Source organism: Streptomyces anthophorae (genome assembly GCF_049310305.1).
GTDB lineage: Bacteria > Actinomycetota > Actinomycetes > Streptomycetales > Streptomycetaceae > Streptomyces.
The window spans coordinates 482117-507364 of the sequence record NZ_JBLWQQ010000001.1 but is presented as its reverse complement, the minus strand read 5'-3'; the positions used below and the strand labels follow the sequence as shown (position 1 = coordinate 507364).

At 72.2% G+C, this 25248-nt stretch carries 24 protein-coding genes; 4 read left to right on the top strand and 20 right to left on the bottom strand.

Annotated elements, in window-relative coordinates; genetic code table 11:
- Positions 1 to 49: 49 nt before the first annotated feature.
- Positions 50 to 928 carry an NADP-dependent oxidoreductase gene (locus tag ACNYS0_RS02230; RefSeq protein ID WP_422470909.1) on the top strand — a complete coding sequence of 293 codons (879 nt, stop codon included), beginning with the start codon at positions 50 to 52 and terminating at the stop codon, positions 926 to 928.
- Between the two features lie 49 nt (positions 929 to 977).
- On the opposite strand, the gene ACNYS0_RS02225 is transcribed toward ACNYS0_RS02230, so the two are convergent.
- The 6 genes from ACNYS0_RS02225 to ACNYS0_RS02200 are packed head-to-tail and all read right to left on the bottom strand — an operon-like array spanning position 978 to position 6986.
- Complete coding sequence (locus ACNYS0_RS02225; RefSeq protein ID WP_422470908.1) at positions 978 to 1973, bottom strand: ABC transporter substrate-binding protein; 996 nt, start codon at positions 1971 to 1973, stop codon at positions 978 to 980.
- Entirely contained in the window at positions 1964 to 2761 is a 798-nt protein-coding gene (locus tag ACNYS0_RS02220) for an ABC transporter ATP-binding protein (protein WP_422470907.1), read from the bottom strand. The genes ACNYS0_RS02225 and ACNYS0_RS02220 overlap by 10 nt, the downstream gene beginning before the upstream one ends.
- Position 2762: 1 nt before the next feature.
- Positions 2763 to 3815, bottom strand: coding sequence for a FecCD family ABC transporter permease (locus ACNYS0_RS02215; RefSeq protein ID WP_422470906.1), 1053 nt, complete (start codon positions 3813 to 3815; stop codon positions 2763 to 2765).
- On the bottom strand, positions 3812 to 5077 hold the full coding sequence (locus ACNYS0_RS02210) for an MFS transporter (protein ID WP_422470905.1): 1266 nt from the start codon (positions 5075 to 5077) through the stop codon (positions 3812 to 3814). Before ACNYS0_RS02210 ends, ACNYS0_RS02215 begins: the two co-directional genes overlap by 4 nt.
- Entirely contained in the window at positions 5074 to 5895 is an 822-nt protein-coding gene (locus ACNYS0_RS02205; RefSeq protein WP_422470904.1) for a Rossmann-like domain-containing protein, read from the bottom strand. Before ACNYS0_RS02205 ends, ACNYS0_RS02210 begins: the two co-directional genes overlap by 4 nt.
- A 59-nt stretch (positions 5896 to 5954) precedes the next feature.
- Positions 5955 to 6986 (bottom strand): cysteine synthase family protein, encoded by a 1032-nt coding sequence (locus ACNYS0_RS02200; protein WP_422470903.1) that lies wholly within the window; start codon positions 6984 to 6986, stop codon positions 5955 to 5957.
- Positions 6987 to 7105: 119 nt separating this feature from the next.
- Between ACNYS0_RS02200 and ACNYS0_RS02195 the strand changes: the two genes are divergently transcribed.
- Positions 7106 to 8098 carry a GHMP family kinase ATP-binding protein gene (locus tag ACNYS0_RS02195; RefSeq protein WP_422482423.1) on the top strand — a complete coding sequence of 331 codons (993 nt, stop codon included), beginning with the start codon at positions 7106 to 7108 and terminating at the stop codon, positions 8096 to 8098.
- Here the strand turns inward: ACNYS0_RS02195 and ACNYS0_RS02190 are convergent.
- From ACNYS0_RS02190 to ACNYS0_RS02170, 5 genes are all read right to left on the bottom strand, one after another.
- Positions 8032 to 8862, bottom strand: coding sequence for a class I SAM-dependent methyltransferase (locus ACNYS0_RS02190; protein WP_422470902.1), 831 nt, complete (start codon positions 8860 to 8862; stop codon positions 8032 to 8034). The genes ACNYS0_RS02195 and ACNYS0_RS02190 overlap by 67 nt on opposite strands.
- A gap of 49 nt (positions 8863 to 8911) precedes the next feature.
- Positions 8912 to 9652, bottom strand: coding sequence for a sulfite exporter TauE/SafE family protein (locus ACNYS0_RS02185; protein ID WP_422470901.1), 741 nt, complete (start codon positions 9650 to 9652; stop codon positions 8912 to 8914).
- Positions 9649 to 10014: a rhodanese-like domain-containing protein gene (locus tag ACNYS0_RS02180; RefSeq protein WP_422470900.1), complete on the bottom strand. Its 366-nt coding sequence runs from the start codon at positions 10012 to 10014 to the stop codon at positions 9649 to 9651. The genes ACNYS0_RS02185 and ACNYS0_RS02180 overlap by 4 nt, the downstream gene beginning before the upstream one ends.
- A gap of 26 nt (positions 10015 to 10040) precedes the next feature.
- Positions 10041 to 11399 carry an MBL fold metallo-hydrolase gene (locus ACNYS0_RS02175; RefSeq protein WP_422470899.1) on the bottom strand — a complete coding sequence of 453 codons (1359 nt, stop codon included), beginning with the start codon at positions 11397 to 11399 and terminating at the stop codon, positions 10041 to 10043.
- A 270-nt stretch (positions 11400 to 11669) separates the two neighbouring features.
- A complete protein-coding gene (locus ACNYS0_RS02170) occupies positions 11670 to 12641 on the bottom strand; it encodes a 2-hydroxyacid dehydrogenase (RefSeq protein ID WP_422470898.1) in 972 nt (323 codons plus the stop codon).
- A 169-nt stretch (positions 12642 to 12810) separates the two neighbouring features.
- Here ACNYS0_RS02170 and ACNYS0_RS02165 point away from each other — a divergent pair, with 169 nt between their 5' ends.
- Both ACNYS0_RS02165 and ACNYS0_RS02160 read left to right on the top strand, forming a co-directional pair.
- Positions 12811 to 14127, top strand: coding sequence for an MFS transporter (locus tag ACNYS0_RS02165; protein WP_422470897.1), 1317 nt, complete (start codon positions 12811 to 12813; stop codon positions 14125 to 14127).
- Between the two features lie 63 nt (positions 14128 to 14190).
- Positions 14191 to 14943: an IclR family transcriptional regulator gene (locus tag ACNYS0_RS02160; RefSeq protein WP_422470896.1), complete on the top strand. Its 753-nt coding sequence runs from the start codon at positions 14191 to 14193 to the stop codon at positions 14941 to 14943.
- Positions 14944 to 14955: 12 nt separating this feature from the next.
- On the opposite strand, the gene ACNYS0_RS02155 is transcribed toward ACNYS0_RS02160, so the two are convergent.
- From ACNYS0_RS02155 to ACNYS0_RS02115, 9 genes are all read right to left on the bottom strand, one after another.
- Positions 14956 to 15630 carry an SRPBCC family protein gene (locus ACNYS0_RS02155; RefSeq protein WP_422470895.1) on the bottom strand — a complete coding sequence of 225 codons (675 nt, stop codon included), beginning with the start codon at positions 15628 to 15630 and terminating at the stop codon, positions 14956 to 14958.
- Positions 15621 to 16160, bottom strand: a complete 540-nt coding sequence (locus ACNYS0_RS02150) for a (2Fe-2S)-binding protein (protein WP_422470894.1) — start codon at positions 16158 to 16160, stop codon at positions 15621 to 15623. The genes ACNYS0_RS02155 and ACNYS0_RS02150 overlap by 10 nt, the downstream gene beginning before the upstream one ends.
- Positions 16157 to 18535: a xanthine dehydrogenase family protein molybdopterin-binding subunit gene (locus ACNYS0_RS02145; RefSeq protein ID WP_422470893.1), complete on the bottom strand. Its 2379-nt coding sequence runs from the start codon at positions 18533 to 18535 to the stop codon at positions 16157 to 16159. The genes ACNYS0_RS02150 and ACNYS0_RS02145 overlap by 4 nt, the downstream gene beginning before the upstream one ends.
- Positions 18532 to 19380 (bottom strand): FAD binding domain-containing protein, encoded by an 849-nt coding sequence (locus ACNYS0_RS02140; protein ID WP_422470892.1) that lies wholly within the window; start codon positions 19378 to 19380, stop codon positions 18532 to 18534. Before ACNYS0_RS02140 ends, ACNYS0_RS02145 begins: the two co-directional genes overlap by 4 nt.
- The gene (locus ACNYS0_RS02135; RefSeq protein WP_422470891.1) at positions 19343 to 20791 is read right to left on the bottom strand and encodes an MFS transporter; all 1449 of its coding nucleotides are present in this window, start codon (positions 20789 to 20791) and stop codon (positions 19343 to 19345) included. The genes ACNYS0_RS02140 and ACNYS0_RS02135 overlap by 38 nt, the downstream gene beginning before the upstream one ends.
- Before the next feature lie 190 nt (positions 20792 to 20981).
- Complete coding sequence (locus tag ACNYS0_RS02130; protein ID WP_422470890.1) at positions 20982 to 21740, bottom strand: maleate cis-trans isomerase family protein; 759 nt, start codon at positions 21738 to 21740, stop codon at positions 20982 to 20984.
- Between the two features lie 79 nt (positions 21741 to 21819).
- The gene (locus tag ACNYS0_RS02125) at positions 21820 to 23241 is read right to left on the bottom strand and encodes an alpha/beta fold hydrolase (protein ID WP_422470889.1); all 1422 of its coding nucleotides are present in this window, start codon (positions 23239 to 23241) and stop codon (positions 21820 to 21822) included.
- Between the two features lie 4 nt (positions 23242 to 23245).
- Complete coding sequence (locus ACNYS0_RS02120) at positions 23246 to 23896, bottom strand: isochorismatase family protein (RefSeq protein ID WP_422470888.1); 651 nt, start codon at positions 23894 to 23896, stop codon at positions 23246 to 23248.
- Between the two features lie 39 nt (positions 23897 to 23935).
- Entirely contained in the window at positions 23936 to 25207 is a 1272-nt protein-coding gene (locus tag ACNYS0_RS02115) for an FAD-dependent monooxygenase (RefSeq protein ID WP_422470887.1), read from the bottom strand.
- Positions 25208 to 25248 lie beyond the last annotated feature (41 nt).

The following is a 25248-nucleotide window of genomic DNA, read 5'->3' as shown; positions in this document are numbered from 1 at the left end:
TCCCCGGCCACGTGGACCGACCCCGCACCCCTGGAAGGGCCTCACCACCATGCGCGCCATCCGGATCGACCGCCACGGCGGCCCCGAAGTCCTCACCCTCGACGACATCGCCGAGCCGACTCCGGCCGCCGGCGAAGTCCTCGTCCGCGCCACCGCCACCAGCCTGAACCCCGTCGACTGGAAGACCCGCGCCTGGGAGGTCGGCCCGCCGCTGCCGGCCACGCTCGGCTGGGACCTCTCCGGCCGCGTGGTCACCAGCAACGACCCCGCGCACCAGGTGGGCGACGAGGTGATCGCGATGTCCGCCCAGATCGCCACCGCCCGCGGCACCTGGGCCGACCTCGTGGCCCTGCCGGGACACCTGGTGACCTCCGCGCCCTCCGCCCTTCCCCTGGCGGACGCGGCGACACTGCCGCTGGCCGGAGTGACCGCTCTACAGGCTCTGCGCAAGGCCGAACTCGCGCCCGGCGAGCGGATCCTGGTCGTCGGTGCCGCCGGGGCGGTCGGCGGCCTGGCCGTCCAGCTGGCCCGCTCGACGGGTGCCCGCGTCGACGGACTGGTGTCCCGCCCCGAACACGAGGCGGAAGCGATGGACCTGGGCGCCGAACGGGTCTGGCACCGCCCGGCCGACCTGCCGCGCGACCACTATCCGGTCGTCCTCGACACCGCCGGCCTCGACGCCGCCGTCGCCCTCGCCGCGGACGGCCGCTACGTGTCGGTCTCCGACGAGCCACTGCCCGACGTGCCGGGAGCGCGCAAGAGCTATGTCCAGGAGAGCGCGCCCGACCTCGCCCACCTCGCCAAGCTGGTCGATGCCGGGGAACTCCGTGTACGCATCGCGGACCGCTACCCGCTGACGGACATCCGGGCCGCCCACGAACGCTTCGAGGCGGGCGGCCTCCTCGGGAAGATCCTGGTGACGTTCTGAACTCCCGGTCCACGCGGCATCGGTCGGGCGAAAGAGCCGGTAGCCGGGCTCAGCCGGGCAGCTCGCGGAGGTATTCGCCGAACTTCTCCAGGCCGTCGATGTTGCGGGGTCCCGAGATGCCCTCGTTGTAGTCGAGGACGAAGAACCGGTCGTTCTTGATGGCGGGGAGTCCGCGCGTGTGCGGGGAGCGCTTCAGGAAGTCGATCTTCTCCTTGGCGGGCTTGTCGCCGTAGTCGAGGATCATGATCACCTCCGGCCGGGCCTCGGCGACGGACTCCCAGTTGACCTCGGTCCAGCGCTCGTCGAGGCCGGAGAAGACGTTCCTTCCTCCGGCCTTGGCGATGATCTCGTCGGGCGGGACCTGGTTGCCGGCCGTGAACGGCTTGTCGGTGCCGGAGTCGTAGAGGAACACCGGGACCTTCTCGCCGCGCGGCGCCCGTTCGGTCACCGCCGCCGCGCGCTTCTTGAGGCCGGCGACGACCTTCTCGGCCTTCTTCTCCACGTGGAAGATCTCACCGAGCCGTTCGAGGTCGGTGTACAGCGCCTCGAACGGGGCGGTTCTTTCCGGGTACTTGGGGTAGTTGAAGCAGCTTTCGGTGTGCATGAAGCTCTGGATGTGGAGCTTGTCGAGGATCTCCGGGGTGATGCCCCGGTCGTCGGCGAAGCCGGATCCCCAGCCGGCGATGACGAAGTCCGACTTGGCGTCCACGACGATCTCCTTGTTGAGGAGGTCGTCGCTGAGCAACCTGACCTTCTTGTACTCCGAAGCCCACGGCGACTCGCTGACCGGCGGATTGGCCGGAGGCATCACGTAGCCGTGGACGTGGTCGGTCAGGCCGAGCGCGAACAGCTTGTCCGCGCTGCCCGCCTCGTAGGCGACGGCACGCTGCGGAACGGTGTAGTCGACCTTCTCCCCGCAGCGGTTGACGGTGGACTTCCGCGCGGCCTTGGGGTCGTCGGAGGCGACGTCGGCGCCGCACGCGGTGGTGACGAGCGCGGTGGCGGCGAGGGCGCAGCCGAGGACGGTGTGTCGGGTCACGGGCATGGCTGGGGGCTTCCTTCTGGGGCCGGGGTCAGGGTGTAGAGCAACTGCGGGTCGCCGGTCAGGGGGTGGGGCACGACGCTGGCGCCGACGCCGAAGACGTCCTCGACGAGCTCCGGTGTGAGCACGTCCTTCGGGGTGCCGGAGGTGACCAGGCGTCCTCCGCTCAGCACGCCGAGCCGGTCGCAGGCCGCCGCGGCCAGGTTGAGGTCGTGCAGGACGACGAGGACGGTGAGGCCGGCGCCGCGCAGCAGGGAGAGCAGTTCGACCTGGTGGCGGATGTCCAGATGGTTCGTCGGCTCGTCGAGGACGAGGATCTCCGGTTCCTGGACGAGGGCGCGGGCCACGAGGACGCGCTGCCGCTCCCCGCCGGACAGGGTGAGGACGCCGCGCCGGGCGAGGTGGCCGATGCCGAGCCGGTCCATGGTCCGCTCGCACAACTCGCGTTCGTGCGAGCCAAGTTGTCGGTTCCCTCTCAGGTGCGGGGTGCGGCCCAGGGCGACGACCTCGGAGACGGTGAAGTCGAGGTCGACGGTGCCGTCCTGGGTGAGCGCGGCGACGGCGCGGGCTCCGGCCCGCATGGTGAGCCGGCTCAGGTCGTCGCCGCCGACACGGACGGTGCCCGCGGTGGGCCGCAGCGCGCGGTACACGCAGCGCAGGGCGGTGGACTTGCCGCTTCCGTTCGGACCGACCAGACCCACGACCCGGCCGTCAGGGACGTGCAGGGACAGCTCGTGCACCAACGTGGCGCCGTCGGTGACGACGGTCAGTCCTTCGAGCTCCAGATCCATCTCAACGCCCTCCGAACATATAGGACTTGCGGCGCATCAGCGTGATGAAGACGGGCACCCCGATGAGCGCGGTGATGACGCCGAGCGGCAGCTCGCGCGGGGCGACCAGCGTGCGCGACGCCAGATCGACCCAGACCATGAAGACCGCTCCCGCGAGCGGGGCCACGGCGAGCACGAGCCGGTGCGAGGCACCCACGGCCATCCGCACCAGATGCGGCATGACCAGACCCACGAAGCTGATGGCACCGCTGACCGCCACCAGCACGCCCGTCACCAGGGAGACCAGGAGCAGCAGCGCCTTGCGGTGCCGGTCGGGACCGATCCCCAGGCTCCCGGCGGTCTCGTCGCCGAGCGCGAGCACATCGAGGGTGCGGCTGCTGCGGTGCAGGACGAGGGAGCCCAGCAGGACGGCCGCGGCGACGACGGGCAGCACACCCCAGGCAGCGGCGCCGAAGCTGCCCATCGTCCAGTACAGGACCGTCGACGTGGCCTCGCTGTCCGGCGCCAGATAGACGATGACGCTCATCACCGCCTGGAAACCGAGCGCCATCGCGACACCGGTCAGCACGAGCCGCAGCGGCGAGAGCACGCCCCGCCGTGACGCGGCCGCGTACACCAGGACGGACGCGGCCACCGCCCCGAGGAACGCCCCCGCCGACATCGCGTAGATGCCGAGCGCGGCGAGCGCGCCGCTGACCTTGACGGCGACCGCGCCCACGGACGCCCCCGAGGAGACACCGAGGACGAACGGGTCGGCGAGCGCATTGCGCACCAGCGCCTGGATGGCCACACCGACGGCGCTGAGACCGGCCCCGACGAGCGCGGCGAGCAGCACGCGCGGGGTGCGGATCTGCCAGATGATCTGGTACGTGCTCTCCTCCGCGGCCCCGATCCGCCCGCCGCTGAGCGCGGCCCACAGATAACGGCCGGTCTCGCCCGGTGTCACCGTCGCCGGGCCGAGCCCGATGGCGACGACCACGGACACGGCGAGCACACTGAACAGGGCCGCGCAGATGAGGAACAGGCCGCCGCGGGAGTCGAGTCGACGCATCATGCCTCGTCCTGAACGGGGCCCTGCCGCAGCACGAGCCACGCCGCGGCGAGCGCGACGGCGAGCAGCGCCCCGAACGCGACGGCGATCCCCGGATACCCGGCCACCGCGAGCCCGGCCCCGCCGAGGGCGGCACCGGCGAACACACCAAGGCTCTGCCCCGCGGAGTTGAGGCTGAGCGCGGTGCCGCGCAATGAACCGCAGCGCCGCACCAGCAGGCTGACGGCGCAGGCCGCCACCACCGCGTGGGCGGCGGCGTGCAGCGACGTGAGCACCAGGGCGAGCGGCAGCCAGTGCGTGAACCAGAACCCGACGGCGCTGACCAGCGCGACCGCCACACCGACGGCCAGGAGCCGCTCGGTCGCGACGCGGGAGCGCTCCGCGTTGGTGACCCGCCCGGTGAGCAGGTTGCTGACGAAGAACGAGGCGCCGCTCAGCGTCCACACCAGGGAGAAGAGCTCGGGGTGCAGATCGAACCGGTCGTCGTAGTACGCCGCCAGGTAGGCGAGATAGCCCATGAAGACGGAGGTGCGCAGCACCGACACCGACAGCAGCGGCACCGCGCCGGGCACGGCGGCCAGCAGCCTGAACGAGGCGAAGTAGCCGGGCCGCCGCTCTTCAGCCCCCCGCGTGGTCCGCGCCGAACCGTCCGCCCGGCCGCGTACCAGCAGCGCGCCGGCGAGCAGCACGGAGAGGCAGGCGACGGCGACGAGGTCGCCCTGCCAGCCCCACAGCATCGCGGGCAGCGCGATGAGCGGGGCGGCGAGCATGGCCGTCATCGACGTGGTGGCGGAGACGAGTGTGGCGGCCCGTCCCGCTGCCCTGCCGTCACCGAAGCGGTCCGCGGCGGCAGCGGCCAGCGCCGGATTGAGGACGGCGGTGGCGGCGCCTGTCAGCAGACAGAAGGCGGCCACGAGCAGGAAGTCCCCGCTCGCGCCGAGCGCCGCGGCGACGCCGAGCAGGCCGAGCCCCGCGGCCGCGGCCCGGGCTCTGGGCACCCGGTCGATCAGCGGCGCAAGGGCCATGCCCACGGCGAGCGCGGCGACCCCGCCGAGCCCGCGCAGGCCGCCCACGGTGGCGACGTCCCGGCCGGCTCCGTCGGCGATGGGGACCAGGTACGTACTGAAGACCGTGAAGGGCAGCAGGCCGACCGCGGAGGCGAGCAGCAGGGGCCACAGCGCCCGTGTCATGGCCAGGTCGCCGGGGATCGGGTCGTGGGGTGAACCGTCGTGCTCGGCAACGGAGTTGGAGGTGTCGGCGCTCACGTGGCGGCCCCGGCGCGGTACCGGTACATCGGAGTCTCGTCCGCGCTGAACTGCGAGAACGTGAACGGCTCCGCGTTCAGCGCGGTGACACCCGAGCCCAGGAACGCGCGGGCCACGGCGCTCCCGCTCTGCGCGTACATCACCAGCGGGATGCCCTGGTCGCGGCAGTGCCCGAGGATGAGGTCGAAGGTGCCGTTGCTGAGCGTCATGCCGGTGGCGACGACCGCGTCGGCCTTCTCCAGGACCTCGGTCATGTCGTCGGTGACGGGGTCGCCCCACTGTGTGGTCTGCAAGTTCAGATCGCAGGGCAGGCACTCGCCACCGCGCTCGCGGATCGCGGCGACCAGCGGATTGACGACCCCGATGAGCGCCACCTTCGCGCCAGGTTCGATGTCGAGCAGCCCGGCGATGGCGGCATCGCGCGCCCGCGCCCGGACCTCGGGCGTACCCGCGGGCAGTACGACGGTCTCGGCCCGTGCCGCACGGTGCGGCGCGGTCAACGCGAGATACGCGTCGAGCGCGGCGATCCGCACCGGCGTGGACTCGCTCCGCAGGAGGGTGCCGAGGGAGTGTCCTGAGGCGTTCTCGCAGAAGTCCGGGGTCAGTTCGCCCGCTTCGAAGGAGCAGGCGCCGAAGGCGGCGCCGGCCCGCAGCAGCAGATAGTGGTTGTGGTACGTCACGGGCCCGCCGGCCAGGCGGGTCGTGTGGTAGAGCCAGAAGGCGCTGGTGACGTTCGTGTCCTGCGGGTCGGGGCCCATGGCTCCGGCCAGTACGGCATCGGTCAGTTCGGCCACCGTGTGCGGCGCCTGGTGAGACATGACGGTTCTCTCTGGTGGGTTCCGGTGAGTGTTCGGTGGGTGTTTCGGTGGCAGGGCGGTCAGGCGGCCGCGGAGCCCGCGTCGCGCAGGTCGGCGGGGGCCGACACCCGGGGCCAGGACATCGCCGACCACGGCAGGCTCAGCTCGTCGAGCGAGGCGATCTCGCGCGGCGCGAGCTCGCTCAAGGGGCGGGCCCGGCGGTGCTGGGAGTAGGCGCTCTCCACGTACCGGTGACCGGTGTCGGCGGCGATGAAGACATGGTTCGCGCTCCGGCCGTGCTGGTCACGCTCCCAGCGGGCGGCCAAGTACGCGGCGCCCGATGAGAGTCCGGCGAAGATGCCGCTGGTCCGCAGCAGGCCGACCGCCCCGGACAGGGCGGAGTCGAAGTCGACCCAGTGGACGCGGTCGTAGAGCGCGTGCCGGACGTTGCGGAACTCGATGGCGCTGCCGATCCCGGCGATGATCATGTCGGGGTCCGAGACGTGTTCCGATCCGAACGTGACACTCCCGAAGGGCTGCACCCCGACCAGACGCACCTCGCGCCCGGCCTTCCGCAGGTAGGTGGCCAGAGCGCCCGTGGACGCGCCGGATCCGACACCTCCGGTCAACGCCACGGGACCGGCGGGCAGTTCTTCGTCGAGCTTGGTGGCCACGTCGCGGTAGCCGTAGTAGTGGATCTCGTCGTGGTACTGGCGCATCCAGTGGAACGAGGGGTTGGCGGCGAGGATCTCCCCGACGCGGCGCACGCGCAGCTCCTGGTCGAGGCGGAGGTTCTGCGAGGGCCGTACCTGTTCGAGGGTCGCGCCCAGGATCTCCAACTGGACGCGCAGGGTGCGGTCCACGGTCGTCGAACCGACGATGTGACACTTCAGCCCGTAGCGGTGACACGCGAGGGCGAGCGCATGGGCGTAGATGCCGCTGGAGCTGTCGATGAGGGTGTCACCGGGCTCGATCGTCCCCTGCTCGAGGAGGTGCCGTACCGCGCCGAGCGCCGAGTAGATCTTCATGGACTCGAAGCGCAGACACGCGAAGTCCCTTTCAAGACAGACGAGATGGGGCTCCTTGACCGCTTCCGCTATGTGTTCGTCCACATTGAACCCTTCTCCTGGCGCTGCTTCGACAGGGCAGAGAGAAGCATTAAACGAAAACGATTGTCAATTGCGATAGTGTGACGTCCGTGAGTCCAGGGGAGAGGAACTGCGTGAAGTCGATCGATGAAGCAGGGGAGCGGTCGCCGCTCTTCGTGCCGCCCGGCACGGTGGGTGCCGGCACCGCATTCGGGACCTTCGGGGAGCTGCTCCAGGGGCAGCTGCCCGAGGAGGACGGCGACTTCCTCGTCACCCTGCCGGTGGCGCGCTGGACCCGGGTCGTCTTCCGCCCGGACCCGCGGCACGCGGAACCGCAGGTCTGGCCGGCGCACAAGACGAAGGCGCTGCGGCTGGTGCGGATGATCTGCGCGGACGCGGGACGGTCGGCGGGCGGGCGGCTCACCGTCCGCAGTGCGATCCCCGAGGGCAAGGGCCTGGCCAGCTCGTCGGCCGATCTCGTCGCGACGGCGCGGGCGGTGGGGCGGGCGCTCGGCCTCCCGATGCCGCCGCGCCGGATCGAGCGCTACCTCGCCCGCATCGAACCCACCGACGGTGTGCTGTACCCGGCGATCGTGGCCTACCACCACCGCACGGTGCGCCTGCGCGCCACGCTCGGGTCGCTGCCGCGGATGACCGTGGTGGGGGTCGACGAGGGCGGGGTCGTCGACACCGTCGACTTCAACCGTGCCCCGAAACCGTTCACGGCCGCGGACCGGCGCGCGTACGCGGGCCTGCTCGACCGGCTGGCCACGGCGGTGCGCTGCGGCGACCTGGAGACGGTCGGTGACATCGCGACCCGCAGCGCGCTCCGCAACCAGGCGGTGAGCCCCAAGCGGTGGCTGGAGCCGATGCGGGACATCTGCCGTGACGTGGGCGGTCTCGGCGTCGTGGTCGGCCACAGCGGGACGACCCTCGGCGTCCTGCTCGACGCCCGCGACCCGGCCTGCCCGCACCGCACGACGGCGGCGTCCCGGGCCTGCGCGGAACTGGCCGGCGCCGCCACGCTCTACCGGACGCTCAGCTTCTGCCGCGACGGGCGCGCCGGCCCTCAGGCCACCGTGGCACGCACCAGGTGTCCGGACCCCAGCGAGTCCGTCACGGTCCTGTCCAGGTAGTGCCCCAGGACCTCGGCGGCGGACCGGTCCTCGACCGCGGAGAATCCGGCCCCGACCAGTGCGTCGCGCAACTCGCCGGCCGTGAACGCGGACAGCCACGGTTCACCGGCGGCCGCGACACGCTTGGATCTCTCGTCCAGGGCCGCGGCCGCCGCCCCGCCCACCGGATGGAGGTAGTCCATCACCAGGACCGGGCCACCGCCCTGCCCGGCGAGGAAGCGCCAGGTGGCGGTCAGCGAGGGCAGCGTCAGGTACGCCGCGACGCCCAGCATGACGAACGCCGTCGCACGCGTCCGGTCGAACTCCACGGCGGCCAGGCCCTCGGCGAGCGTCGCGGACTCGAAGTCGACCGGGACGAACGTCAGCGTGTCCGGCACCGCGATCCCGGCCTCGGCCAGCCGGTGCCGCTTCCAGCGCTGCGTATCGGGATGATCGACCTCGAAGAACCGTACGTCCGGGTGGGTGTTGCGCAGGGCGGACGTGTCGAGCCCCGCGCCGAGGACCACCACCTGCCGGCACCCCGAGGCGACGGCCCCGGCCACCGTGTCGTCGGCGAACCGGCTGCGCGCGGCGACCCACAGCCGCCGCCTGCGCAGGAAATCCGGATCGAGCCCCTCGTCGAACTCCCCCTCGCTCAGGGCCGCTTCCCCCACGACGCGCACGGCGAACGGGTCGGTGAACACCCGCGGCTCGTCGGCCAGTTGGTGCTGCGCCCTGGCCCGGGCGACAGCGATCGCGGTCCTGCTGGGCTTCCCGGTCTCCATGGCTGCCACCCTAACGCGGGTCTCGAAAGCCGAGCGGGGTGGCGGGTGGTCACACCACCGCGTCGACGAGCATGAACGCCGCCACCGCCAACAGGACGAAGGCGAAGACGCGTTGCAGGGTGTTCCCCGTGACACGGGCGGCGAGGCGCTTGCCGTCCCAGGCGCCGAGGATCGCCGCGCCCGCGAACGGGGCGATGATCTCCCAGCGCAGTTCGCCGCTGCCGGTGCGGGCCGCGAGCGCGGCGAGCGAGTTGACGACGATGACCAGCAGGCTGGTGCCGACGGCCTGCTTCATCCTCAGGCCGAGCACACCGACGAGCGCCGGTACGGCCAGAAAGCCGCCGCCCACACCGAGGAACCCGGTCACCGCACCGAGTCCGGCCCCGGCGCCCGCCGCCTTGACCGGCCGGACAGCGCCCGCCGCGTTCCCGGTGGCGGGCCGGAGCATCCGCAGGGCCGCGAGCGCCGCGACGACGGAGAACGCGACGGTGAGGGCGGCCTCGGGGACATGTGCCGAGGCGAGGCCGGTCGCGTAGGCGGGCACGATCCCGGCCGCCGCGAACAGTGTTCCCGTGCGCCAGGCCACGTTCCCGTCGCGGGCGTGCGCGTACAGGGCGGTCGCGGAGGTGGCCGTGACGATGATCAGGCTCGCGGTGGTGGCCGCGGCCGGTGAGAAGTCGAGTAGATAGAGCAGGGCGGGCACGGCCAGCACGCTGCCGCCGCCACCCAGTGCGCCCAGCGCCACGCCGATGACGGCGCCCGCGGCGAGGGCGAGTATCAGCGTGCTCACGCGATCGTGCCGCCGTTCCCGCGCGCGTCGACGACGGGGTGTCCGGCGGCGGCCCAGGCGCTCATGCCGCCCTCGACGTCCACGGCCTCGGCGCCGCGCCGGGCGAGCAGGCCCACCGCCCGCTGGGACCGGTGACCGCTGCGACATATCACGACGAGTGGCAGGCCCCGCGCGGCCGCGGGCAGTGGCGCGCCCGCGGCCAGCGCGGTCAGCGGGGCGTGCACCGCGCCGGGCGCGTGCCCGGCCCGCCACTCGGCGTCCTCGCGTACGTCGAGCAGGACGGCCTCGGGCCGCCCGCCCGCGGTGCGTGCGAGCGCTTCCTCGACGGACAGGCGCTGCCTGCCCCTGCGGGAGCGGAACATGGTGCGGTTCCTTCCTCTCGCGCCGGTCAGCCGGTGACGACGGGCAGGCCCGCGGCCGCCGCCCGGTCGAAGCCGTCGTCCACGGCCACGACGTCGCGGCCGTTGGCGTCGAGGAAGGAGGCGGCGATGGCCGCGCGCATCCCGCCCGCGCAGTGCACCCACACGGTCCCCTCGGGGACCTCCGCGACGCGGCGGTGCACTTCGTGGATGGGGATGTGCACGGAGCCCTCGATCCAGCCGCCCGCTCGCTCGCCGTCCCTGCGGACGTCGAGGACGGTGAGCGCGGACCTGTCCCGCTCGGCGAGGTCGGCGAAGGTCGCGCGCGGGAAGGCGGCCGGGCGCTCGCCCGCGCGCAGCCAGTCGGCGACCTCGCCGGTGGCCGCGGCGGCGGGCCGGTCGATACCGACCCGGACCAACTCGCGCTGCGCGTCCGCCAGTTGTTCGGCCGATTCGGCGAGCAGCGTGACGGGCTTGCCCCACGGGATCATCCAGGCGAGGTACGTGGCGAGGCCGCCGTCGGCGGCGAAGTTCAGCGAGCCCGCCACGTGGCCCTCCGCGAAGGCGATACGGCCCCGCAGGTCGACGACCCACTCACCGGCCGCGAGCCGCGAGGCGATCTGCTCCGGGTCGGCCGGCTCGGGCGGCGTGAGGTCGACGGGGGCGGGGCCCTCCGCGTTGGCCGGGCTCATGTGCGCGTAGTAGGCGGGCACGTCGTCGAGGTCGGCCAGGAGATGGGCGACGAAGGTGTCGACGTCGGTGGTGAGCGCCGTGTTGGCCTTCCGTTCGTGGCCGATCGTCGTGGTGTCGCCGTCCGCCTGCGCGGAGGAGCAGAAGCTGCCGAAGCCGTGCGTGGGCAGCACCGTCGTCGCGTCGGGCAGCGCGTCGGCGAGACGCTGCGCCGAGGTGTGCTGCGCCCGCGCCAGCTCCTCGGTGAGCCGCGGGTCGACCAGGTCGGGCCGCCCGACGGTACCGATCAGCAGCGAGCCACCGGTGAACGCGGCGACCGGGGTGCCTGCCTCGCCGAGGACGTACGAGGTGTGGTGCGGGGTGTGGCCGGGGGTGGCGACGGCGGTCAGGGTCACACCGGTGTCGATGTCGACGGTGTCGCCGTCCGTGACGGGAACGCGGGCGAAGGCGACGCGCGCGCCGGCCGGGACCAGGTAGGCGGCACCGGTCGTGCGCGCCAGCTCCAGGCCGCCGGTCACGTAGTCGTTGTGCAGGTGTGTCTCGACGACGTGGGAGATGCGTACGCCGCGGCGGGCGGCCGCCGCGATGACCTGGTCGATGTCCCGGGGCGGGTCGACCGCGACCGCGGTGGTGGCGCTGCCGGCCAGGTAGCTGCGGTTGCCGAGGCCCGGAAGCTCGATGGTGTCGATGAAGAACACGGCGTGCTGCTCCTTCCGTATGAAGTGTCCGGGAGGGTTACCCCCGGGGGTATGCAATCCACCGTACATGATTACCCCTGGGGGTATCGATGAGTGTGTGCGGCGCCACCCCGTGCGGACCGTGTCGCGGCCGTGACCTGCGGGAATTCCCGACCGCCGTCGTACGTGACGGCGACGGCCGCTGCCCGAGTGCGGGCAGCGGCCGTCGATACTGCTGGAAGACCCCGGCCGGGCGCTGCGCCGGCGAGGTCGAGGGCGTGGCGCCCCCGGCTACTCCATCGCGTTGGCCAGCGGCTCGCCGTCGGCCCAGCGGCGCACCTGCTCGACGATGAGGCGCTCGGCGCGCGGCCGGAACGCCGCAGAGCCACCGCCCACGTGCGGGGTGATGAGGACGCCGGGCAGTGCCCGCAGCGGGTGGTCGGCGGGCAGTGGCTCGGGGGACGTGACATCGAGGGCCGCGCGGAGCCGGCCGGTGCGGGTCTCGGCGAGGAGCGCGTCGGGGTCCAGGGTGCGGCCGCGGCCGATGTTGACGACGAGCGCGTCGTCCGGGAGCGCGGCGAGTTCGCTCGCGCCGAACAGGTTCACCGTGGACGGGTTCTCGGGCAGCACCAGGATCGCGATGTCCACCTCCGGCAGCAGCCCCGGCAGATCCGTGACCGCGTGCACATCGCTCTCGGGGCGGGCGCGGCGGGCCACGCGCACCACGGTGGCCTCGCACGCGAGCAGCCGCTGTTCGAGCGCCGCGCCGATGGACCCGTAGCCCACGATCGCCACCCGCGAGTCCGCGAGGGAGCGCGTGAAGTGCGGCTCCCAGCGGCCCCCGTCCTGATCGCGCACCCAGCGCGGCAGATCACGCTGCGCGGCGAGGGTCAGCGCGAGGGCGTGCTCGGCGGCGCTCGCGTCGTGCAGCCCGCGTCCGTTGTGCAGCGCCACCCCCTCGGGCAGCAGTGGCCGCAGCTTCTCCACGCCGGCGCTCAACGACTGCACGGCGCGCAGCCCCGGGAGCTCGGGAAGCAGCTTCGTGGCCTCGGGGGTCGCGTACGGCATGACCCAGTAGCCGATCCGGGCCAGCTGCTCCGCGTCGAGGTCGACCGGAGACACTCCGTCCCACACATGTACGCGCACACCGTCCGGCCAGGGGCCGTGTGCGCGGTCGAGTCCGGACCAGGGCACCAGTACGTCCGGCGCCTCGGAGCGGAGTCCGGTGTGGGGGGACATGCGGGTGGAGTCGTGGTTGGGCATACCTGCACCTTTCCTGGCGGCATGGTCCGAAGCGCGGCAAATCACGTCTGCGTCAAGGCTGTTGACCTGGAGACGTCCCGACCCTAACGTTTTTCCGTCCCACAGAACACTTTCCACCCCACGGAAAAGTGTCTCGGAAAACCCTCACGGAAAACAGGAGGTGTGACGGATGACAGCGACGTCGTCCCGCGCCGCACGCGGCAGTGGATTCTGGTCGTCCACGCGGACCAAGCACATGATCCCGATCGCGTTCGTCACCTACTCGCTGGCGTATCTGGACCGGTCGAACTACTCGATCGGTTCGGCCGGCGGCATGGCCGAGGACCTCCACATGTCCAGCGGTATGGACGCGCTGGTCGCCGCCTCCTTCTTCCTGGGCTACTTCTTCTTCCAGATCCCCGGCACCATCTACGCGGAGCGCCGCAGTGCCCGCCGCCTCGTCGCGTACTCGACCATCGCCTGGGGAGTGCTCGCCGCCGTCCAGGGCCTGCTGCACAGCCCGACCATGCTGGTCGCCGTCCGCTTCCTGCTCGGCGTGGTCGAGGGCGCGGTCATGCCGTCCATGGTGATGCTGCTCGGCCGCTGGTTCACACAGCGCGAGCGCGGGCGCGCCAACACCTTCCTGATCCTGGGCAATCCCGTCACCGTGATGTGGCTCTCCGCCGTCTCCGGGCTGCTCATCGAGGCCACCAGTTGGCGCGAGATGTTCATCATCGAGGGCTTCCCGGCCGTGCTGTGGGGTCTGCTCTGCCTCAAGATGATCAAGGATCATCCGGCGGAGGCCGGATGGCTGCCCGAGCACGAACGGACCGAGCTGGCGCACGAGTTGGCCAAGGAGCCGACCGTCGCCGTGGCCCGCACCGCCGAGTACCGCAAGGTGCTCTCCTCGCGCCCGGTACTCATCCTGGCCGCCCAGTACTTCTGCTGGTCCATCGGCGTGTACGGCTTCGTGTTCTGGCTGCCCTCCATCATCAAGGAGGCCTCGGGCCAGGGCATCGGCGCCACAGGGCTGCTCTCCGCGGTCCCGTACCTCTTCGCCTCGATCGCGATGCTCGTCAACTCCCAGCTCTCCGACCGCAGCGGCAGGCGCCGCGTGGCGATCTGGCCCTGGCTGGTGGTCGCGGCCGTCACCCTGTACGGCTCCTACCTCGCGCACTCCTCGTTCGCGATGTCCTTCGTGCTCCTGATCGTCGCCGGCCTCTGCCTGTACGCGCCCTACGGACCGTACTTCGCGCTCGTCGCCGACCAGGCGCCCAAGAACGTCTCCGGCGCGGCCGTCGCCCTCGTCAACTCGTTCGGCGCGCTCGGCTCGTTCGTCGGCACGTACCTCGTCGGCTGGATCCGCGGCAGCTCCATGGGTGACATGGGCGCCTTCGCCGTCATGGCGATCGGCACGCTCGTCTCGGCCGCGCTGATGGCGTTCGTACGGCGGCCCAAGGCGCTCGAGACGGCGGCTGCCAAGGTCGGCGCGGAGCACGCCGCGTAAGCTTCGGCAGCGACCGGGCAACCGACTCGGCGACGAAACCACAGGTGGGGGAGGGCGTGAAAGATGGCCGATGACATGCTCGGCCGCGGGCTCAGGCTGCTGACCACGCTCTCCCGGCACCCCGAGGGGCTCGGTGTCAGCGCCGCCGCGCGCGCCGCGGAGCTGCCGGTGAGCAGCGCCCACCGGCTGCTCGCCCGGATGACCGAGGAGGGCTTCGTCGTCCACGATCCGAGCGCACGCACCTACGCGCTCGGGCTGCGCGCCCTGGAGCTGGCACACGGCTTCCACCGCACCCCGGCGGGGTTCAATCATCTGCTGGGCCCCATGCGGCAGTTGGCCGAACGCACGGGCCTGGTCGTCATCGCGGGCATCCTCGACGGCGACCAGGTCCTCCTCGTCCGCTCCGTCCAGGGCAGCCAGCACCTGCAACTGCGCAGCGACGAGGGCACCCGCAACCCCTGGCACGCCACCTCGATGGGCAAGGCCCTCGTCGCCGCCCGCCCGCAGGACGACCGGGAGCGCCTCCTTGCGGGCCCGCTGCCGCGCAGTGCGCCCAACACCCTCAGCGACCCGGACGAACTGCGGGCCGAACTGGACCGCGTCCGGGAGCTCGGCTGGGCGGCGGCCGAGGAGGAGAACGAGCGCGGGGTGCGCTCCATCGCCGTGTGCGTCCCCGCCGCGGACCCGGACGGCGGGCCGCCGCAGCTCGCCCTCTCCCTCGGCGCCACCGTCGTCCTCACGGGCCGCGAGGAACTCCACGCCATGGTGCCGCTGCTCCAGACGGCGGCACGGGAGGCGGCGGCCTACGGCAGGTGACCGTACGCCGGATCACCCCTGGCGGCGGAGCTCCTTGAGCTGGGCGGACTGAGCCCGCAGCGTGCCGAGCATCCAGCCCTGGAAAAGCCCGACGGCGAGGCCGGCGGCGACCGGGCCGTACTTGGCGAGGAGAGGCCCTGCGACGAGCGACAGGCCGTCGAGCTCCGCGGGCGCGGCGGGTGCGTCGGCCGTGGTGGCGACGGGCCGTGGCACGGCAGCGGGGGAGTGGGCCACGGCGGGCCCCTGGTCGAGCAGCAGGTTCCCGAGGTTCTGCGCGAACTGCTGAAGGATCCGGTCCGAGACGGTGGCGATCGCGCCCTTGCCGAACTGGGCCAGCTTTCCGCGGATGAGCAGATCCGTGCTGAGTTCCAGGCGTGCGCCCGCCGGGTCCTCGCCTATGTCCAGGACCACCTCGGCCTCGGCGTCACCGTTGCCGTGGGTGTCGGCGCCGCTGGCGTGCACGCGCAGGCGGCGCTTCTCGGCGTCGACTTCCAGAAAGCGCACCGTCCCCGCGTACGCCGCGCCGATCGGCCCCACCTTGACCTTGACGGCGCCGCGCCAGGCATCGCCGTCCCGGCCCTCCAGTGCCGCGCCCGGCATGCAGGACGCCACCTTCTCCACGTCGCTGACGAGCGCGAACACCGCGTCCGGAGCGGCGCCTACGACGACGGTGTTGGTCAGCTGCATGCTGTCTCCTCGTTCGTGGTGCAGGTCTTGGCACAGTCGGCGCGGCGGGCCGTGGCGCAGGAGTCGATGGCCTCGACGATGGTCTGGTAGCCGGTGCACCGGCACAGGTTGGCGGCCACGACCTCACGGATCTCGTCCTTGGTCGCCTCCGGGTGCTCGGCGAGGAACCCGTCCGCGAGCATCAGGAAGCCAGGTGTGCAGAAGCCGCACTGCAACCCGTGGTGCTCGGTGAACGAGCGCTGGAGATCGCCCAGTTCACCGCTCGCCGGGTCCGCGAGGGACTCGACCGTGCGGATCCGGGCGCCCTCTGCCTGCGCGGCGAACATCAGGCAGGCCCGCGCGGGCCGCTCGTCGACCAGGATCGTGCAGGCCCCGCAGATGCCGTGCTCGCAGCCGACATGGGTGCCGGTCAGGCGCAGGTCGTGGCGGAGCACGTCGACAAGGGTGCGGCGCGGCTCGGTGATCACCTCGTGCTCCTCGCCGTTGACGTTCAGCGTGAGCAGCAGCAGGTTGTCCGGCGTGGTGGTCATGAGGAGGGCTCCAAGCGCGAGGACTCCAGGTTCAGGGCGCGATGCACCGTCTCCGGGGTGATCGGGGTGTGGTCGAGTTCGGTGCCGGTGGGGCGCAGCGCGTCGTTGACGGCGTTGAGGACCGCGGCGGGCGCGCCGATGGTGCCGCCCTCGCCTGCACCCTTGGCGCCGGTCTCGTTGAACGTGCACGGCGTTTCGAGGTGGTGGATGAGCACGTCGGGGATCTCGTGGGCGGTCGGCACCTTGTAGTCCATGAAGCTGGTCGCCGAGGGCTCGCCCTGTGCGTCGTACGTCACCTGCTCGAAGAGCGCGCCCGCGATGCCCTGGGCGATACCGCCCCGGCACTGGCCCTCCACGACCTGCGGGTTGATGGCGACGCCGCAGTCCTCGACGCACACGTACCGCAGGATCTCGACCTGCCCGGTGCCCTGGTGGAGTTCGACGACGACCGCGTGGGTGGCGTTGGAGAAGGTGCCGTCGTTGAACACGTCGAAGGTGGCGGTGGCGCTCAGCCCCGGCTCGATGTCGCGGGGCAGCAGGTGGGCGCGCAGGTAGGCGATGTCCGCCAGCTCCTCGTACGTGAGGACGCTGCCGTCCGCGCGCCGCACACCACCGCGCGTGATCTCCACCTCGCCGGGGTCGGTCTCCCAGAGCGCCGCCGCGATCCGCCGCAGCTTCTCGCCGAGCTTGGCCGCGGCGAGCCGGACCGCGCTGCCGCCGATGGTGACGGAGCGGCTGGCGAAGGTGCCGTAGCCGTACGTGATCCGGTCGGTGTCGCCCTGATGCAGCTTCACCTTGCCCAGTTCCAGGCCGAGTTCGTCCGCCGCGATCTGCGCGAGCGTCGTCTCGTGGCTCTGTCCGTGGCTCATCGTGCCGCTGGTGACGGTGATCGCGCCGCTGGTGTCCATCCGCACCTCGGAGATGTCGAAGCCGGGGACGACCTGCATCTTGCGCTGGGCGAAGGCCGTCGATCCGTAGCCGGTGCGCTCGCTGAAGCAGGAGTACCCGATGCCGAGGAACCGTCCCTCCGCCGCGGCGGCCTCCCGCTTCTCGTACCAGCCCTCGTCCTTCACGAGCCGCTCGCACAGATCGAGCGACTCCAGGTAGGAGCCCGGGTCGTACGTGATGTTGTTGACGCCCGTGTACGGGAACTCGGTGATGACGTTGCGGCGGCGCAGTTCGACCGCGTCCAGGCCCAACTCGCGGGCGGCGCGCTCGAAGAGACGCTCCATCACCATCACGTACTGGGGGCGGCTCACTCCGCGGTACGGGGCGGTCGGCGCCTTGTTGGTGGTGACCGCCCGGCCGCGCACCCGGTAGGCGGGCACCTTGTAGACGCCGGGCATCTCCGCCGAGGCCATCAGCGGCTCGATGCCGGCGGTGAACGGGTAGCAGGAGTACGCGCCCATGTCGCACACCACGTCCGCGTCGAGCCCGAGGATGCGCCCGTCGGCGTCGAAGGCGGCCCGCACGTCGTAGTGCTGCTCGCGTGCGAGGAACGAGGCGGACAGGGCGTCCTTGCGGTCCTCGATCCACTTCACCGGCCGGCGCAGCCGCAGCGCGGCGGCAGCGGCGGCGATCTCCTCGCGGCCCACGACGCACTTCTGGCCGAAGCCGCCGCCCATGTCGGGCACGACGACCCGCACCGCCCGCTCGTCCAGGCGCAGACAGCGCGAGGCCACCGTCCGCACCTGGTGCGGTACCTGGGTGCAGGTGTTGAGGACGAGCTGCTCCTCACGATCGTCCCAGTGGGCGACCGCGCCGCGTGTCTCCAGGGGGAGGGCGTTCTGCCGGCCGGTCCGTGACTCGACCCGCACGACACAGTCGGCGGTGTCGAAGACCTCGTCGATGCCCTCCGTCGCGAACAGCGAGACGTCCACCAGGGTGTTGCGCGCGGCCTCCTCGTGGACGAGCGGGGCGCCGGGCGCCAGGGCCTCGTTCTCGCAGGTCACCGGCGGCAGGGTCGTGTAGCGGACCTTGGCCGCCTCCAGGCCGTCCTCGGCGGCGTACGCGTCCCGTGCCACCACGATGGCGACGGGCTCGCCGACGTAGCGCACCCGGTCGCGGGCGAGCACCGGCATCGCGGTGGGCACGAACTCCGAGCGCGGGCGGCCGAGCTCGGCGGTGATGTCGGTGAGGTCCAGATCCTCGGCGGTGAAGGCCGCGACCACGCCCGGCACCTCGCGCACCGCCGTCAGGTCGACGGAGGCGAGCTCGCCGTGCGCGACCGTGCTGCGCACGAACTGGGCGTGCAGCATGCCGGGCAGCGCGATGTCGTCGACGAACCGGCCGCGCCCGGACAGCAGCCGCGGGTCCTCGCGGCGTGCCACCGACCGGCCGGTCAACTGCCCCTTGGTGTCTGCCGGATGTGTCATCGGCTCATCGCCTCCTCACAGGCACGCAGGACCAGCGTGCGGACGAGCTGCTTGCGGTAGTGCGTGCTGCCCGAGGCGTCGGACGGGGGCTCGACGGCCCCGGCCGCGGCCTCCGCGCAGTCGGCGAAGCTGCCGCCGGCCGCGAGCACCGCCTCCGCCTCCGGAACCCGGACCACCGAGGCAGCGACCCCGCCGAGCGCCACCCGGCCGCCGCGTACCGAACCACCCTCCACATCCAGGTCGACGGCCGCGGCGACCAGCGCGAAGTCGCCCTGGCGCTCGGCGAACTCGGTGAGCGCCGCGTGCGGGGCGGGGCGGGGGAAGACGACCTCGACCAGCAGTTCGTCGGGGTCGAGCACACTGGTGTAGTAGCCGAGGAAGAAGTCCCCGGCCGCGATGCGACGCTCGCCGCGCGGCCCGCGGGCCACGCACTCCGCCCGCAGCGCGAGGGCGAGAAGACACCACTCGGCGGTGGCGTCGGCGTGCGCGAGGCTGCCGCCGATGGTGCCGCGCGTGCGGATGGGCAGGTGCCCGATCCACCGCATGGCCTCGCGCAGCACCGCGAACTCCCGGCCCAGCACACCCTCCGGGTCGCTCTCCACCGTGTGATGGGTGGTGAGCGCCCCGATGTGCAGGGCGCCCACCGCGTCCCGGTGCATCCCGTCGAGTTCGCGCAGTCCTGCGATGTCGACGAGGTGGCCGGGGCGAGCGAGCCGGAAGTTCATCATGGCGACCAGGCTCTGGCCGCCTGCGATGACCTTCGCGTCGTCGCCGAGCTCGGACAGCAGCCGGGTGGCGCCGTCGACGTCACGAGCCCTGTGATAGCCGAAGGGGGCTGGCTTCATGGTTCTCCTGGTCTTTCTGGTCTGCCTGGTTGTCCTGTTGCGCGATCGGGCCGCTGCCGCCGTCCTGGTCCGTGTCGTCCAGTTCCCGGCCCTTCGTCTCCGGCGCGGCCACGGCCATCCAGCCGACGGCGAGGAGCACGGCCGCGCCGAGCACCGCGAACGTCAGGGGCAGGCCCAGCAGGGGCCAGAGCACCGAACCGAAGAACAGCGGGGCGAACCCGGTGAGCGCCCGGCTGACCGAGGAGGCCCAGCCGAAACCGCTGGCCCGCAGTTCGGTCGGGTACAGCTCGGAGACGTACGCGTACAGGGCGGGGATGGCGAGTTGGGCGAGGAAGCCGAACACACCGATGGTCACGACCGAGGCGGTCGGCATGTCCCGCACGATCGCGAAGATCACGAGGGCGAGCGAGGCGACCGGGGCCGAGACACCGATCAGCCACTTGCGGCCGACGAGATCGACCAGGGCCGTCGAGGCGAGCACACCGATGATGCCCACGCCGCTCATCAGCGTCGTGCTCATGAAGGCGGCGGTGTCACCCTGCCCCTCCTCCTTGAGGATGGACGGCATCCAGCTCAGCGCCGCGTAGTACACGAGCATGATGGTCGCGAACAGCAGCCAGGCCGCCGAGGTGATGCGCGGGCTGAACGTCCAGATGTTGCGCAGTTGTTGGGCCGCCGCGGCCACCCCGCGCGGACCCTCGTCCGGCACCGGCTCGGGGATGACGTACGGCTCGACGGGCGCGCCGGTGCGGGCCACCAGGTCGTCGATGACGGCCCGTGCCTCGGCCTCGCGGCCCTTCTTGGTGAGGTAGATGGGTGACTCGGGGATGCCGCGGCGCGCCCAGAAGAGCAGCAGCGCGGGAAGCACCATCGTGGCGAGCATCCAGCGCCAGTTGCCGTCGAGGGTGAGCATGGCCGTGGAGACGAGGCCGCACAGAGTCACCCCCACCGGCCACCAGGCGTCGAGCGCGGTGAGGATCCGGCCCCGGTACTTGCGCGGCGAGAACTCGCCCACCAGCGCGTAGTCCACCGGGATGCAGCCGCCGAGCCCGACGCCTGCGAGGAAGCGAAGCACCAGGAAGACCGGGTACGTCGGGGAGAGCGCGCCCAGGACCGAGAACAGGGCGAAGATCAGCAGGGTGACACTGAACGCCTTCTTGCGGCCGATCCGGTCGGCGACCGCGCCCCAGGCGATGGCACCGACGGCCATGCCCACCAGGTTGGCGGTGGCGACGAGCCCTCGGGCGCCGAGGGAGAGGTCGAAGTGCTGGCCCAGGAGCGGCATGAGGAAGCCGTTCAGGGCGATGTCGTACGCGTCGAAGAGGTAGCCGAGACCTCCGATGATGAAGATCTTTCCCTGGACGTTCCATCTCCAGGGGAGATCCTGAACGATCTGATCGCCTGTTCTCACGTGCGCTCCACAAGGTCGTGTCGGGGACGAACTGCGACGGGAGGTGTGCGGGCGGTGCGGGGCGGTGCGGTGGGGACTGTCCGTGCGCGAACGGTTCGGGGCCTGTTCGGCGCCGGCCGGGAATGAAGGTAATCCGAGCACGTACGATTCCCCTTGGCAAGGGGTCGCGCACGGAGTTAACGCGGTGGTTTCACGCGGCGGCCGGGCCGGCCAGCAGGCTGCCCGCGTTCGGCGCCAGCGGCGGCAGTCCCAGCTCGGACAGGATGCGGAACGCCGTGGCGGTGGCCGCCGACAGGACCGGCAGCCCCAGCTCGTCCTCGACGGGCTGGATCGCCGGCAGGGACGGCATCTGCACGCACGCGGACAGCACCAGTGCCTCCGCGTCGCCCAGCTTCAGGCGCTTGTAGTGCTCGCGAAGGTCCTGCGGGTCGAGCCGGGCGACGGCCAGATTGTCCGGCACCTCCAGGCTCAGCGCGTCCACCACCTCGACGCCCGCGTCCTCGATGTAGTCGGCGACCTTGCGGGTCAGCGGCTTCATGTACGGGGTGACGATGGCGACCTTCTTCGCGCCGAGCGCGGCGATCCCGTCGAGCAGCGCGCCGGCGCTGGAGACCACGGGGACCAGCGCATCCTGGCCGCGCAGCACATCCTTGATCTCGTCCTCGGCCGTGCAGTGGTGTCCTGGCCCCTGCGCCATGATGGCGACGAGGCAGGCCGTGGCCACGACGTCGGGCCGGGCGTCCGCCAGCTCAAGCACGGCGCGCTCCGTCTGTGCGTTCATCGCCCGCAGCTCTTCGGGGGTGACGTGCTTCATGCGCATCCGGCTGCTGTGGAAGACGAAGCGGTCCTCGGGGGAGACGGCCTCGCGCGCCCGCATCAGGCGGGGGAGTTCGGTCTCCATCGTGAGGTTCGAGCTGGGGACGATCATCCCTATGTGGTGATCCGGCACGGTTCGCTCCAAGTTTTGAGGCATGCCTGAGGAAGGCGGGGCCCACGGGTGTTCTTCGGGAGGGTCGGTTGCGGAGGTGTCAGTGCTCCTGGCCGAGCCGCTCCCAGTGGTCGGCGAGGACCGCGAGGTGCCGCAGGACATCGGCGCGCTGCTCGGCCGGGATCGGGCGCAGCAGCTCCTCGTCGAGCTTGCGGGCCCGCAGGTTCGCGTCGTGCACGGTGGCGCGGCCCTCGTCGGTGAGGTTGAGGAGCTTGCGCCGGGCATCGGCGGGGGAGGGGGTGCGGGACAGCAGGCCCCGGTTCTCCAGGCGGCGCGCGACGTCGGCCATCGTCGAGGTGTCGAGCGCGACCAGGTCGGCGATGGACCGCTGGTCGCAGCCGGGGTTCTCGCCGGTGATCTGAAGGACGGCGAACTGCGGCCCGGTCAGCGTCGCGTCGACGTCATGCAGCCAGGCGGCCAGGTACGCCTGGTGCAGCCGGCGGGCCAGGAAGCCCGGGGCGTGGCTGAGTTCGTCGGGAGTGGCGACGTCGTCGGCCCGGTCGGGGGTGGAGGGCGAGGTCATGGCACCGCTGTCGTGTGGAGGGATCGTCGGGGCGTCCGGCTCCGGGGAGAGGGTCTGCCGCAGCGCGGTGCGCAGCAGGTCCAGGGCCGGTGCCGGGTTGTCCCAGAAGACCATATGTCCCGCCGCCGGGATGCGGACCATGCGCGCCGCGGGGTTCGCGGCGGCGGCCTCCGCGGCGCCCTCGGCGGTGACGACCGGGCTGTTCTCCCCGTACAGCAGCGTCGTGGGGCCCGGTACCCGCGGCCACCAGTCGAAGAAGTCCTCGCTCTCGAAGCCCTGGTGGGCGCGCTCGATGGCCTCCAGGCCGCAGCTGGCCAGCCAGCGGGCCCGCAGCTCCAGCTCCCGGCGCGGCCAGGTCGGCCAGAAGCCGCCGACCTCGTCGGCGTCCGTGCCGCGCCGGGCCTGCGACAACTGGCGCGTGAACGCGGCGAGCGTGGTCGGGTACGGACCCCGGCCCGGGCCGCTCATCGGCGGGTCCACCAGCAGTGTGCCGCCGAGCGGGACCCGGCCCCGTACCGCGGTGGCGGCGGCGATCCGGGCACCCATGGAGTGGCCGAACAGCACCGGATCCGCCAGCTCCAGCTGCTGGATCACGGCCTCCGTGTCGGCGGCCAGGGCGTCGAGGTCGTGGTCGTCGGCGTCGTCACTGAGGCCTCGGCCGCGAATGTCGAGGACCAACGGCCGTGCCAGGTCGGTGAGTTCACGGGCGACGAAGTCCATGGTGATCGCCGGACTGGTGATGCCGGGCAGGATCAGCAGCGGCACGCCGTCGCCGCCGTAGTCCAGGACGTGCAGCCGTACGATCCCGCTGCGGACCCAGCGGCTGACGGCCGGGACCTCGGCGAGGTCCGCGAGGCCGGGCTGCGTCAGGAAACGCTCCCGCCCTCGAGCCTCGCGGTCGTGTGCGGCATCCTGCGCGGCTCCGGAAGACGCGTCCATGGTCTCAAACTCCCTTCGTCGTCAGGTACTTCACCATGTCCTCGTGGCCCACGACATCCCCGTACTTGGCCTGGATGTCGAAGAGCGCCGCATCGTGCGGCCCCGCGGCCCGGTCGCCGCATGCCTCGGCGGGCACGAGCACCGGCCAGCCGTACTGCACCGCGTCCACCGCGGTGGCGCGCACGCAGCCGCTCGTCGTGGCACCGCAGACGACCGCCGTGTCGCAGCCGAGGCCGGTGAGCAGCGAGGCCAGCGCGGTGCCGAAGAACGCCGACGCGCCCTTCTTCACGATGAACTGGTCGCCCTCCTCGTACGGCAGCCGGGGGTCGAGGGCGACGGCCTCGCCGCCCTCGCGCAGGGCCCGCATGCCGGGCGCCTTGGCGAGCCAGGTGACGGAGTCGCCCTCGGCCTCGGCGGGTGTGTAGGCGATGACCGTCCACACCACGGGCACGCCGCCGGCGCGGGCGGCGCGCACCAGCTCCGCCGTGGCCTCGACGGGGGCGGTCAGATCGCTGCCGGTGGCGAAGCCCGGCTCGGTGAAGCCGCGCGTCAGGTCGACCACGATCAGGGCGGGACGGTGGCCGCGGGCGACGGCGGCGCCGAAGCCGGCGCCTTCGTAGACGCGGTCGGTGGCGGGGTCGTACGGGGTGGGCACGGGGGCCTCCAAGGCGCGGGAGCCGGCCGATGGTTCGGCTCAGTGGTGGTGGCGGTAGGCGAAGGACTCGTCGTCGGAGGTGTCCAGCGGGGTGCCGCGCCACAGCCAGTCGTAGGAGACGTCGGACTCGCCGTCGTAGCGCTCGCCGAGCTTGGCGTCGCGGGCCTGCTGCTCGGGGCCGTCTGGGTAGCGGTAGAAGACCTGGTTGCGCAGCGAGGCCTGCTGCACCATCCCGGCGTGCCGGGCGCGGCGGTTGACGTACCGCTGGAGCGCACCGGCGATGCCCTCGCGGGTCACGGCGCCCAACTCCTCGGCCAGCACGGCCCCGTCCTCCATGGCCTGCGAGGCACCCTGGGCCTGGTAGGGGAGCATCGCGTGGCAGGCGTCGCCGAGGAGGGCCACCCGGCCGTCGACCCAGTTCGGGTCGCGGCGGCGGTGGTAGAGCGGGAAGCAGGTGATGTCGCCCTTGGCCTTGGCGAGCATGGCCGGGGCGCGGTCGTCCCACTCGGCGTAGGCGTCGACGAGCATCTCCGTGGTGCCGGAGAAGGTCGCCTTCTCGCCGTACTCGTCCTTCCACGGGACACAGCCGACGATGTTGAGCCACTCGCCGCCGCGGATCAGGTAGTGGACGAGGTGGCGCCCGGGGCCGTACCAGATGGTGCTCTGGTAGCGGTCGAAGAGGAAGCGGGTGGCCGGGTCGGCGTGCAGCAGCTCGCCCGGGATGAGGGTGCGGAAGGCCATGTCGCCGGAGAAGACGAGTGTGTCGTCGGCGCCGATGAGGTCGCGGACGCGGGAGTGGATGCCGTCGGCGCCGACCAGGACGTCGGCCTCGTGCCGGGTCCCGTCGTCGGTGACCGCCACGGGACGGTCCGGGGACGTACGGTCCAGTTCCACGACGCGCGCCCCGGTGACGATCTCGACGGCGGGGCCCGGGCCCAGCGGGTCCGTGCACGCGTCGAGGATGGTGCGGTGCAGGTCGGCGCGGTGGTAGTGCCAGTAGGGGGCGTTGAACTCCTCCTGGACGCGGCGGCCCAGCGGGGTGAGTCCGATGATGCTGCCGTCCTGCCAGCGGCGGCGCACCTGGTCCTGCGGCTCGGTGCGGATGGCCTCCAGTTGCTTGCGCAGGCCGAGCCGCATCAGGACCCGGCTGGCGTTCGGCGCGGTCTGGATGCCGGCGCCCACCTCGCCGAGCTCGGCGGCCTGTTCGAGGACGGTGACGCGCAGTCCCTTGTGGCGCAGGGCCAGGGCGGCGGTGAGGCCGCCGAGACCGCCGCCGACGACGGTGACTTCGTAGGACTGGCTGAGAGGCAAGACTCCTCCAGGGATGCGGCGTTGGGGGCGGGGAAACCGGG